We start from the raw sequence: 10459 nt of genomic DNA, 5'->3' as shown, positions 1-10459 counted from the left end.
ATAGCCTCCTTGTAATTCGTCATAATGACAGAACGGAGTTCGTCGACCTTCGTTGCCATGTTCTTAATGGAATCGCGGATCGAATTCGTCGTGGTGACCACGCGGTCGACATAGGCGACCGCGGCCTCTCGTGCCGCGCCGTTCCACCGAGCCCCCAGCTCATCCTTGGCCGTCAAGAGCCCGATATTGTTGGTACCGCTGCCGTCCACGGCCGATGTCAGCTCCTGTACCGCACTTTGCCATGCGGCCGTAGTTTCAGCTGCCTCATTCGGATTGCCCAACATCGCCTGAATGCTGTCGATCAGTTCACTTACTCCCGGCACCCCGATGCGCTCGGCAGTTGTGACGAGGGTGCCCGCCGCCCCCCATGGAAAGACCAACTCCTCGGGCAGCTTGTCAGGGTTGTGATCAGCTGGGACTGGATACCCTTTTGTTGTCCTACTTCCCATCGCGCTCGGTACCCCAGTGCCTCGTCGATGTAGCCAAATTTTCGATAGTAGTCATCATCCACGCTCTGAAAGTGTGTTGCGCACGCACGGATTCCGTCTGCGGCGGAATCAATCGTCGCGGCGCTGTCCTTCAGTTTGTTGCTGACATTCAGGCTCATATCATTGAAGTGTTGGACGATATCTCGGCCAAGCGCACCCAGTGCCAGTGGCGAAAGTCGGTGCTCGCCAACACGGGCAGCTGATGTGGTGTAGTGAACCGCGCAATCTTCGATCTCGACGGCTTGGATCCGCAAAGCCTCCGGGCAAACACTCAGATCGGTCACCGAATCTCCCCTGTCCTGGTACTGAGCGCGTTGTTCACGGTCTGCAAAATCAACGCGATGATCTGATCTTGGTTCGACTGCGACACTTCGTAGGCATCGAGGTTGATGTCGAAAAGCTGGCCTGTGCCGTCAATCGTGAGTGAGCCGTACTGTCCGTCGTCGTAAGAATCAACGATCGGAACGATGGAACGTTGTCGCTGCGGCAGCGACTCGCCCCGCTTGACTCTGCCGACCGCACGGTCGTAGTTCTTGTTCAGCTCTTGCGTCAGCGTATAGAGCTCATCGAAGTCGGTCACTCTTTGAGATCCTTCAGAAGGTCGAATGCTTCAGGGAATTCCTTCGTCAGAGCCTCGACCGACTGATCAACCGCTTCTCTACGTGCAGAATTGATCGCCTCGACAATCCCTCGGCAGGCTAGGTCAATGTCATCGGCGAGCAGCCAGGCCGGTCGATTCAGGTCGCCGAATCCCTGCTTCATCCGAATGTCGAGAACCGTTCGCCCATCGCCGCTCACCACTGCCATCACACGCCGGTCGTTCGAGTACCCGGTGAAAGAGTCGCGTGAGGCGGTCGATATCGCGCTCGAAGCTCGGGCCTGAAACGCGTTGAGTTGGTTGTGAATCCGGTCCAGTAGCTCGCCGAGCTCTTCGCGGTGCATGATCATCATCTGGTCGCCCTCCCCGTGCGCAAGATGCCGGACGGCGATTGTCGCAGCCCGGCCGCCGGAGTGGAGGCTACCTGCCGCCTCAGGGGTGCTGTCAACGTCGACAACAATGCAGCAGCCGGGCGGAACGGGCTCCCCTGCCGCGCGGTGCCAATCGTGCGACTCATGCAGCACCATCAACCATGTCCGGCATCGGAACCGGCGACACGATGACGCGGCTCAGCAGGACAGGTTTGTCGCCGTTTTCCCCGGTCATAGCCGCCCCCTTGCATCGAACAATGACACTCCCCGGGCAAGCTAGCACACACCCCGCCCGGATCAGCGCCACAAAGCTGCAGCGATACCTGCCGCGTGGCGTACGGCTGCCCAGCCATACTGCTGAGCCCGGGGAGACACTCCGCTACGCACACGTCCGGCCGAACTCGTAGACGCGACTACCTACCTCGACAGTACTCGGTCATGCCACTGTTCCTCTGCTCCAACAGCTTCCGACGAACCATGACGGTTCCACCGATCGTCGCGCCCGCAGCGACAGAACCTAAGTTGCAACACACCGGCTCCCGTCTGCACGTTCGAGATCGAGGACACAATCACCCCACTTCGCCCCGGGGGTAGGCGCAGCAGTTCCCGGAACACACCCAGTTCACCGGCCCGGCACCAAAACCCAAGGGCTTCGCCTCAACGCGTGAGTTCTGTCTCCTACGAGCACACTAAACAGCGCTACGAACTGCTGCGCGCACGAGTCACCGAGCGCCTCACCCGACTAGCCTCACCTGGCCGTCCACGGCCCGAAAAACTCGTGTACTTCCGCCACCGCCGTATGCCGACGCAGCTCACCCGCGATCTCCGCGAGCGTCGTTTGCAGGCGGGTCGAGGCCACCTTGCTGACACCTTGAAGTTCTCGATGAGTACCCACAGCCATCGGCAATTGCCCCGGCCTGAACATAGTTCTCAGCCAAGCGAACCTGCCAGGCAGCCTGCTCACCCGGGTAGGCCGCGGTGCCGTCGATGACGGATCGCAGATACGTGGCGGCTTCGGCGTGGTCGCCCAGCCGCATGAACGCCAAGCCGGTGGATCCGCTGAGCTGCGCTTCCGGCAGATGGGGCAAGGTAGACCGGATCAAGACCTCTGGTCGATACGTACGGCCGGTGCGCCCGATTGACCGCGCCGACCATCGCTGAACGATCGCCGATCACGCTCAGCGCCTCGGCCTCACGCATTGCGGCTAGGTTATGTCTCCCAATCGGGTTTCGGTTCGCCGCCGGTAGTCCGTCGGGTCGGGCATCATGTTCGCCGTGGCGGAGACTGTGGTGATCGGCATCAGGTTCTGACGGACAATCAGTGGGAACTGCTCGAGCTGTTGTTGCCGAAATCCGATGGCCGCGTGGGTCGCAACTTCTCCAACAACCGCCAGGTCGTGAAGGGAATGTTGTTCCGGTTGCGGACCGGGATGCCGTAGCGGGACCTGCCCGAGGTGTTCGGTCCGTAACAGACGGTATGGAAACGTCACCGCCGTTATGCCGCCGACGGAACCTGGGATCGGGTGCTCGTCGCGTTGACGGCGTTGGCGGACGCGATCGACAACCTCGATTGCGTGGTCTCAATCGATTCGACGATCATGCGGGTGCATCAACACGGCGCCAACACCCGTCGCGGTGGTGACGCGGTTGCTGGCCCGGATGGTGAGTTATGAGCCATCTGATCACGGGATCGGCCGGTCTTGGGGCGGGTTGACTACCAAGGCCCATCTCGCCACCGACGGCAACGGACTCGGGTTGGCCGTATTAATCACTGCGGGTCAGGCCGGTGACTCGCCGATGACGCCCGCAGTGCTCGACGCGATCGCGGTCCCAAGGCTGGTCGGTGGCCCTCCGCGACGCAACCCCGATCGGGTGCTCGCTGATAAGGCGCATTTTTCGGCAGCGTATCGAGAGTTGTTGCGAGGCAAGTGGATCACGGCGGTGGTTCCGCAACGGTCCGATCAGGTGGCCAATTGGAAACGCCGAGGTCGTGCCGGTGGACGCCCGCCCGGGTTCGGCTCCGATGCTTACAAGGGTCGCAATGTGGTCGGGCGGGCGTTCAACAAGGCGAAGCATCGGCGTGGTGTCGCGACTCGTTACGACAAGCTGGCCTGCAGTTACCGGGCAGGGATCGTCATGGCCCTCATGGTCGAATGACTGAAGCTATTGGGGGACATGACCTAGTCGGTCAGGAGCTTGAGGACGAGTGGGCGTGACATGGTTCCGGCGACTCGGCGGGCGAGCTGATTCGCCCCCGCCCCGGCGGCGTGGGCGGTGCGCAGGGCGGTTGCGAGTTCCGCGCGGGCGACATCGGCAGCGGCTTGGGCTTCGCGAAGGCGGCGGGCGGCGTCGTCCACCGGGGTGGTCAATGCATTGACCGGTTCCGGGAGGGTGGCGTCCGGCTGCGGCGCGACGGGTTGGGGTGTGGTCGCGAGGTTTCGCAGTGCGGCCCGGGCGAATTCCTTCACGAACTCGCGGGTGGCGTCGGTGTCGGAGGCGGCGTCGCCGAGTAGCAGGCGCGTGGTCTGGGGGACGGCGTGGGTCCAGTTGGCGAGGCCGCAGAGGGCGAGTAGGAGGCGGCCTGCCTGCTTCTCGTCGACACCGAATTGTTCTTGGGCACGGTCGAATTTCTGTCCGTAGTGGTCAGCGCGCCAACCGTCGACATCGTGGGCGTCGGCGCCGCGGTGCAAGCCCTCCCAGAGCAGCAGGCGCAGCAGCTGCGGATGGTCGCGGTGGTAGTCGAAGAGCTTGCCGACGTAGTCGCCCGGCTCGGTCTCGGCGAGTGGCTGGACGACCTCCATGAATTCGCGCATGGTGTCGACGATGATGACGTCGAACAGCCTGTCCTTGCTGCCGAACAGGCCGTAGATGCGTTCCTTGTTGACGCCGGCGGCCTCGGCGATGCGATCGACCCGGGCTCCGGCCAGGCCGTACTGCGCGAATTCGGCTCGCGCCGCACGCAGTAGGGCCTGTCTGGTCGCGTCGCTGCGTTTGATGGTGCTCGCCGTCATGGGGCCGACTTTACCAGGTCTTTAAACCAACTATTTGGTTGACTCTGTCTCTGTGCGAGCCTACTGTCGTCGACATGGCATCACCGACAGTCCAGCTTCCGGTCGGAAGTCCGGCCCCTGCCCGCGTTCGCGACACGTCGCCCCGTACGCACACCGGGCGCACCCTCCCCGTTTTCGTGCTGTCGGCCTTGTTGGCCACCGGTCAGATGTACACGCCGATTCCCCTGTTCGAAGCCATGAAAGCAGAGTGGAGTGTGGGTTCGGGGGCGATGACGTGGGTCATCAGCGCCTTCGCCTTCGGCTACGCGGGCGGCTTCGTGCTGTTCGGCCCGCTGTCGGATCGATACGGCCATCGCCGGGTCCTGGTCACCGGCATGCTCGTGGCCGCGGTGGTCACCCTGTTGACCGGTCTGGCGTTCAGTGCGCCCGTGGCCGTCGCGCTCCGGATCGTGCAGGGCCTCGTCGTCGGCTCCATTCCGCCCGCGATCATGGCCTACGTCGGCACGCGCATCGCGCCGGGGCACCGGGCCGTGGTCACCATGTCGGTGGCCACCTCCTTCCTGGCCGCCACCGTCATCGCCCAGATCGTCTCGCAGGCCGTGGTCGCGTCGTTCCCGTGGCGCACCGTATTCCTCGGCTCCGCGGTCGTTTTCACTGCCTTGGCCTTCGCGCTGCGGGCCGTTATGCTCGATGACGCCCCCACCGGCCGTGACCTCCCGCTGCGCCACAGCTACGCCGCCATTCCCGCGGTGCTGCGCATCACGCCGCTGCTCCCGATGCTCGTGGCGGGCGCCCTGAGCATGGCCGTCATGGTCGGCATCTACACCGGGATCGAGCTCACCGGCCTGGTCACCGGTTCCGGCGAACTGCTGACGCTGCGGGCGGGCGCCCTGCCGGTGATGATGGCGCTGCCACTGCTCGCCATTCCGCTGGCGCGCCTGTCCAAGCCCACCCAGATGGTCCTCGGCGTGCTGATCGCGGCCACCGCGATGGTCGCCGCGACCTTCGAAGGCTCGCACCTGGCGGTCCTCACTGTGCTGCTGGCGGTCCTGGTCGGTGGCCTCGGCGTCATCGCCCCCGCGGTGTTGCAGAGTGCGGGTGAACTCGGCGGCGATGCCCGCGCGGCAGCCTCTTCGGTCGCCATGTTCAGCTTCTACGTCGGCGCGACCCTGGGCCCGATCGTCGCGGCAGCGACTGCGCCACACGGCTTTTCGACCCTGGCATGGACCCTGGCTCTGCTCCTGGTCCTTGCCCTGTGCTTGACTCTGCTCGGCGCTCGCCTGCAGCGCTCCGCGCGTCTCGCGGCCGCGACGGGTTGACCGTCGAGTAGATCAGGCGAGCCCTTATGCCACCGCCATCGCCGCCGACGCACCCCGACGCGGCCACCGAAATCGCCTACCGCCATGGCGGTTCGTCACAGTCGGCGGATTCCGCGTGCGACCTTGGCGAACGACGACCCGGTCAGGAGTCCCGTCCGCAGTTTCGGGTGACACGCGCCGAGGTCGACCAACACGGCGTAGGTCAATCCGTGGTCGCGCCGCTCGGCGATCTGGTCGAGCACCTCCGCCGGTGTGCCGACCTGGAAGACATCTCGGATCAACGACAGCGGTGCGCGTCGACCGTATTCCAGCGCGGTGGCCTCGTCGATGGTCTGCGGCAGGATGTCCTGGGCGCCGGAGAACGTGGGGCCCAACGGATGCTCGACGCCATGGCGTGCCCAGGCCTGCGCGGACGCGGCGAGCATGTAGGCGCGGATCACCGCCGAATCGAGAATCTCCTCGACAATCGTCTGCGACTTCGCGGTGATGATCCATTGCCACCCGGCCGCTTGGACCGCAGACGGGTCGCGCCCGGCATCCGAGGCCGCGGTCCTGATCGTGTCGAGCTTGTCGCGGTATTCGGCTGGGCTGCCCGGAAAGGCGGGCAGCCACGCGTCGGCGAATCGACCGGCCACCCTGAGCATGCGCGGTCCGTGCGCTCCCATCCAGAGCTCCGGTCGGGTACCGCGGTGCGGCGGCAGCGCGAAGACCGCGTCGCGGAGAGGGAAGAATTCGGAATCCCGGGAGATCGGCTCACCGTGGGACTCCCACAATGCCCGAATCGTCGCGACAGCCTCCTCGAAGCGCGCGACCGGGCGTTGCCAATCGACACCGTAGGGCTCGTTGTTCTCGCGTTCTCCCGGACCGATCCCGAGAATCGCTCGCCCGCCGCTGAGCAGATGCAAGGTCGCGGCGGCCTGTGCGGTCACCGCCGGATGCCTGCGACCGGCGTCGGTGACTCCCACCCCGAGCCGAAGCCGACTCCACCGATTCCGCGCCGCCGCGCGCCCGAGCAGGGTCCACGGTTCGTAGTACGCGTCCGCGACGGGAACGACCCGTGCGCCGCCCGCATGGCTCGGCTTCCACACCGACGAGGGAAACAACCCGATCAAGTGGTCGACGACCCACAGGGAGTCGGCACCGGTCGTCGCGGCGACGAACTTCGCCGTGCGGTGGGTGAGATCCGGCGCACCGCGGGAATGAAGACCCGGATCGACTATTCCGGTCCTGACTCGTGCCATGGGCTACTCCCACTACTCGATGTCATCACTGCGGTCTCCCTGTCGACCGGCTCGATTATCCCACCGATCGGCGGTAGGCCGGAGGTGCCTAGCCCGCGGCGTGCAGGGCGAGCCGGGCGGCGTGGATCGCCGGATGCAGGCCGGTGCCGTTGCGGTATACGAGCTGGGTGTGGCGGCGGATCGGCAGGGGAGTGAGGGTGATGTGTTCGGGGGGTGCGTAGAGGGCGAGGGCGGGGACTATGGCGGTGCCCGCGCCTGCGGCGACGAGGGTCAGGACGGTGTCGAAGTCGTCGGCGTGGTGGCGGATGTGGGGGGTGAATCCTGTTGCCTGACAGGCTCGGATAGTCAGGGTATGGCACAGCGTGCCGGGGGTGCCCGCGATCCAGGGGGATCGGCGGTGTGCGGCCAGCGAGTCCTCGGTGGGCACGGGGCCCAGCGTGGCCAGGTAGACGGTTTCGGTGTGGAGGGGCTCGGTTTGCAAGGAGGGGTCCGTGTCGGCGGGGACCAGGTCGTAGTCGTGGGTGAGCGCGATATCCAGGGTCCCCGCGCGCAGGGCGTTCGGGATGTCGGCGGGGTCGATTTCGGTGACGGTGAGTTCCAGGCGCGGGTGGTCGGTGCTCAAGGTGACGAGGGCGGGCGACAGCAGGGTGCGCGCCGCGGTCGGAAAGGTGCCGATGCGCAGGGTGCCGGCCAGCTCGTCCCTGGTACAGGACAATTCGGCGTCGGCGTGTTCGAGGGCGGCCAGGATCGTTTCGGTGTGCCCGACGAGGAGCTGCGCGGCGGGGGTGAGAGCGACGCGGCGGCCCGAGCGTTCCAGCAGCGGGACGCCCGCTTCGCGTTCGAGCGCGGTGAGCTGCTGGGATACCGCCGAGGGCGTATAGCTGAGCGCCTCGGCGACCGCGGCGATGGTGCCGCGATGGGCGAGTTCGCGGAGCAGGCGAAGTTTGCGGACATCGAGCATCAGTTCAGCTTACGGTCGTCATCATGAATGTGAACTGGACCTGATGGTGGATCTGGCTCGACGATAGAGTCATGACATCGCTACACGGACTCTTCGTCCCTTTGATCACGCCGTTCACCGCCGACGGGGCCGTCGAGCCCGCGGCGCTGGAACGACACGCGCACGCTGTCCTCGACGCGGGTGCGACCGGACTCGTCGCGCTCGGCACCACGGCGGAGCCGTCCGCGCTCACTGCCGCCGAGCGTGCGCGAGTCCTGGATATCTGCGCGAGCGTCTGCGCCGACCGCGGCGCACCGCTGATCGCCTGCGCGGGCGGCAACGCCACCGCGGAATCGGTGCGAGCGATCGCCGAACTCGCGCGGCCCGTCGCGGCCGTGCTGGCGGTGGTGCCCTACTACGTGCGACCGAGCGAAGAAGGCGTGATCGCGCACTTCACGCAGTTGGCAGCGATCAGTCCGGCCCCTCTGCTCGTCTATGACGTGCCGCACCGCACCGGACGCCCGCTCAGCGGCAGTACGTTGATTCGTCTCGCGAATACCCCGAACATCGCCGGCTTCAAGCACGCCGTGGGCGGAATCGACGCGGCCAGTGTCGAATTGATGGCCGCCCATACCCCGGCGACAGTGCTCAGTGGCGACGACCGTTTCGCCTCCGCGCTGCTGGCTCTCGGCGCGCACGGCGCGATCCTGGCCGCGGCCAATATCGCGCCCCGTGAATACGCCGATCTCATCGAGGCATGGCACGCCGGTGACGTCGTCCGGGCCCGCGCGATCGGTGACCGTCTCGACGCGCTCGGTGCGGCCCTGTTCGCCGAGCCCAACCCGACGGTCATCAAGGCGGTGCTCGCCGAGCGTGGTCAGATCTCCAGCGCGGCCGTTCGGCTGCCGATGCTGCCGGCATCGAGTGCCGCGACGAGTGCGGCGCTCAGGGCGAGCGAGGCGGCGACGATCACGCGGGTGTGACATCGACCAGATCACGAACAGAAAATTTCACTGGTCATCGGCAGCGAAAGGTGCTTGGGTTAACCGGTGACGAAACCTCCGGATATCGGCGCCGCCGCGCCCGATCACACTCCTGACAAGCTGGATGCCGCCGTGTTGAAGGTGGCGGGCGTCGTCGTCCTGGGCGCGGTGATGTCGATTCTCGACATCACGGTGGTCACCGTGGCGATCCCGACGTTCATGCAGGACTTCAACGCCTCCGTCGAGGTCGTCGCCTGGACCATGACCGGTTACACCTTGGCGCTGGCCTCGGTCATCCCGATGACCGGCTGGGCCGCCGATCGCTTCGGCACCAAACGCCTCTATATGGCGGCGCTGACCTTCTTCATCATCGGGTCGGTGCTGTGTTCGATGGCGTGGAGTATCGAGTCGCTGGTGGCCTTCCGTGTCATCCAGGGCATCGGCGGCGGCATGCTCATGCCCCTCGGTATGACGATCATGACCCACGCCGCGGGCCCGCAGCGGATCGGGCGGGTGATGGCGGTACTCGGCGTGCCCATGTTGCTCGGCCCGATCTGTGGCCCCATTCTCGGTGGCTGGCTCATCGACTCCTTCAGCTGGCACTGGATCTTCCTGATCAACCTGCCGCTGGGCATCGTCGCGCTGATCCTGGCCTGGATCGTGTTCGCTCCCGACAAGCCCAAACCCTCGGAATCGTTCGACTTCCTCGGCATGCTGCTGGCCTCGCCGGGTCTGGCGCTGTTCCTGTTCGGTGTCTCCTCCATTCCGGAGAAGGGCACCGTGATGGCCTCGCGCGTGCTGATTCCGGCGATCATCGGCGCGGCGCTGCTGGTGGCGTTCGTGTTCCACGCGCTGCGCACCGAGCATCCGCTGATCGACCTGCGGCTGTTCTCCAACCCGTCGCTGCGGTACTCCGTGCTCACCATGTCGCTGTTCGCGACGGCGTTCTTCGGCGCCGGCTTCCTGCTGCCGAACTACCTGCAGCAGGTGCGCGGGGAGACGGCGTTCGACTCCGGTCTGCTCATGGCCCCACAGGGTATCGGCGCCATGCTGACGATGCCGATCGCGGGATTCCTGGTCGACAAGATCGGCCCCGGCAAGATCGTCATGTTCGGCATCACCTTCATCACCCTCGGCTTGGCCGGGTTCACCCAGCTGGGCGCCGACACCTCCTACCTGCTGATCGGTGGCGCGCTGTTCGTGATGGGTCTGGGCATGGGCTGCACCATGATGCCGGTGATGACCGCCGCGATCCAGACGCTCTCGCACGCACAGGTCGCGCGTGGTTCGACATTGATGAACATCATCAACCAGACCGCGGCGTCGATCGGCACGGCGACGATGTCGGTCGTGCTGGCCGCCCAGCTCAACGATCACCCGGAGGCGAAGGTCGCGATCGGCGCCAACGCCCGGCCCGATCTCGCCGCGCAGGTTCCCCCGTCGGTCATCGAGCAGGGACTCGACCTGGCGGCGACAGCGTTCAGCAACACGTACTGGGTCACCGTGGT

General features: G+C 65.7%; 12 protein-coding genes. 6 read left to right on the top strand and 6 right to left on the bottom strand.

Features of this window, described 5'->3' with window-relative positions; translation table 11 throughout:
- From ACFWF3_RS10905 to ACFWF3_RS10895, 3 genes are all read right to left on the bottom strand, one after another.
- On the bottom strand, positions 1 to 380 hold a 380-nt coding region (locus tag ACFWF3_RS10905), incomplete at its 3' end, for a hypothetical protein (RefSeq protein ID WP_379313478.1).
- Positions 381 to 768: 388 nt separating this feature from the next.
- Entirely contained in the window at positions 769 to 1068 is a 300-nt protein-coding gene (locus ACFWF3_RS10900) for a hypothetical protein (RefSeq protein ID WP_379313476.1), read from the bottom strand.
- On the bottom strand, positions 1065 to 1613 hold the full coding sequence (locus tag ACFWF3_RS10895) for a YbaB/EbfC family nucleoid-associated protein (protein WP_379313475.1): 549 nt from the start codon (positions 1611 to 1613) through the stop codon (positions 1065 to 1067). The genes ACFWF3_RS10900 and ACFWF3_RS10895 overlap by 4 nt, the downstream gene beginning before the upstream one ends.
- A gap of 1043 nt (positions 1614 to 2656) precedes the next feature.
- Here ACFWF3_RS10895 and ACFWF3_RS10890 point away from each other — a divergent pair.
- The 3 genes from ACFWF3_RS10890 to ACFWF3_RS10880 all read left to right on the top strand — a co-directional run bounded on the left by ACFWF3_RS10890 (position 2657) and on the right by ACFWF3_RS10880 (position 3614).
- Positions 2657 to 2896 carry a transposase gene (locus tag ACFWF3_RS10890; protein WP_379313473.1) on the top strand — a complete coding sequence of 80 codons (240 nt, stop codon included), beginning with the start codon at positions 2657 to 2659 and terminating at the stop codon, positions 2894 to 2896.
- Between the two features lie 84 nt (positions 2897 to 2980).
- Positions 2981 to 3130 carry a hypothetical protein gene (locus ACFWF3_RS10885; protein WP_379313472.1) on the top strand — a complete coding sequence of 50 codons (150 nt, stop codon included), beginning with the start codon at positions 2981 to 2983 and terminating at the stop codon, positions 3128 to 3130.
- On the top strand, positions 3117 to 3614 hold the full coding sequence (locus ACFWF3_RS10880) for a transposase (protein ID WP_379313479.1): 498 nt from the start codon (positions 3117 to 3119) through the stop codon (positions 3612 to 3614). Before ACFWF3_RS10885 ends, ACFWF3_RS10880 begins: the two co-directional genes overlap by 14 nt.
- 23 nt (positions 3615 to 3637) lie before the next feature.
- Here ACFWF3_RS10880 and ACFWF3_RS10875 read toward each other — a convergent pair whose 3' ends face one another.
- A complete protein-coding gene (locus tag ACFWF3_RS10875; RefSeq protein WP_379313471.1) occupies positions 3638 to 4468 on the bottom strand; it encodes a TetR/AcrR family transcriptional regulator in 831 nt (276 codons plus the stop codon).
- A gap of 74 nt (positions 4469 to 4542) precedes the next feature.
- Between ACFWF3_RS10875 and ACFWF3_RS10870 the strand changes: the two genes are divergently transcribed.
- Positions 4543 to 5787: an MFS transporter gene (locus ACFWF3_RS10870; protein ID WP_379313469.1), complete on the top strand. Its 1245-nt coding sequence runs from the start codon at positions 4543 to 4545 to the stop codon at positions 5785 to 5787.
- A gap of 95 nt (positions 5788 to 5882) precedes the next feature.
- On the opposite strand, the gene ACFWF3_RS10865 is transcribed toward ACFWF3_RS10870, so the two are convergent.
- Positions 5883 to 7028, bottom strand: a complete 1146-nt coding sequence (locus ACFWF3_RS10865) for an LLM class flavin-dependent oxidoreductase (RefSeq protein ID WP_379313468.1) — start codon at positions 7026 to 7028, stop codon at positions 5883 to 5885.
- Between the two features lie 88 nt (positions 7029 to 7116).
- The gene (locus tag ACFWF3_RS10860; protein ID WP_378989911.1) at positions 7117 to 7989 is read right to left on the bottom strand and encodes a LysR family transcriptional regulator; all 873 of its coding nucleotides are present in this window, start codon (positions 7987 to 7989) and stop codon (positions 7117 to 7119) included.
- A 71-nt stretch (positions 7990 to 8060) separates the two neighbouring features.
- Between ACFWF3_RS10860 and dapA the strand changes: the two genes are divergently transcribed.
- On the top strand, positions 8061 to 8951 hold the full coding sequence (gene dapA, locus ACFWF3_RS10855; RefSeq protein ID WP_379313467.1) for a 4-hydroxy-tetrahydrodipicolinate synthase: 891 nt from the start codon (positions 8061 to 8063) through the stop codon (positions 8949 to 8951).
- 66 nt (positions 8952 to 9017) lie between these two features.
- The coding region (locus ACFWF3_RS10850; RefSeq protein ID WP_379313466.1) for a DHA2 family efflux MFS transporter permease subunit at positions 9018 to 10459 on the top strand (1442 nt) is incomplete at its 3' end.

It is taken from the genome of Nocardia sp. NPDC060220 (assembly GCF_042727815.1).
Lineage (GTDB): Bacteria > Actinomycetota > Actinomycetes > Mycobacteriales > Mycobacteriaceae > Nocardia.
Note: the sequence above shows the minus strand (reverse complement) of the source record. Positions and strands in the feature narration are given on the sequence as shown.

What these genes read in the sequence shown, in the direction of transcription:
- ACFWF3_RS10895 (WP_379313475.1), bottom strand. Translation starts at nt 1,613, where the DNA reads ATGGTGCTGCATGAGTCGCACGATTGGCACCGCGCGGCAGGGGAGCCC.
- ACFWF3_RS10880 (WP_379313479.1), top strand. Translation starts at nt 3,117, where the DNA reads ATGGTGAGTTATGAGCCATCTGATCACGGGATCGGCCGGTCTTGGGGC.
- ACFWF3_RS10875 (WP_379313471.1), bottom strand. Translation starts at nt 4,468, where the DNA reads ATGACGGCGAGCACCATCAAACGCAGCGACGCGACCAGACAGGCCCTA.
- ACFWF3_RS10870 (WP_379313469.1), top strand. Translation starts at nt 4,543, where the DNA reads ATGGCATCACCGACAGTCCAGCTTCCGGTCGGAAGTCCGGCCCCTGCC.
- ACFWF3_RS10865 (WP_379313468.1), bottom strand. Translation starts at nt 7,028, where the DNA reads ATGGCACGAGTCAGGACCGGAATAGTCGATCCGGGTCTTCATTCCCGC.
- ACFWF3_RS10860 (WP_378989911.1), bottom strand. Translation starts at nt 7,989, where the DNA reads ATGCTCGATGTCCGCAAACTTCGCCTGCTCCGCGAACTCGCCCATCGC.
- dapA (WP_379313467.1), top strand. Translation starts at nt 8,061, where the DNA reads ATGACATCGCTACACGGACTCTTCGTCCCTTTGATCACGCCGTTCACC.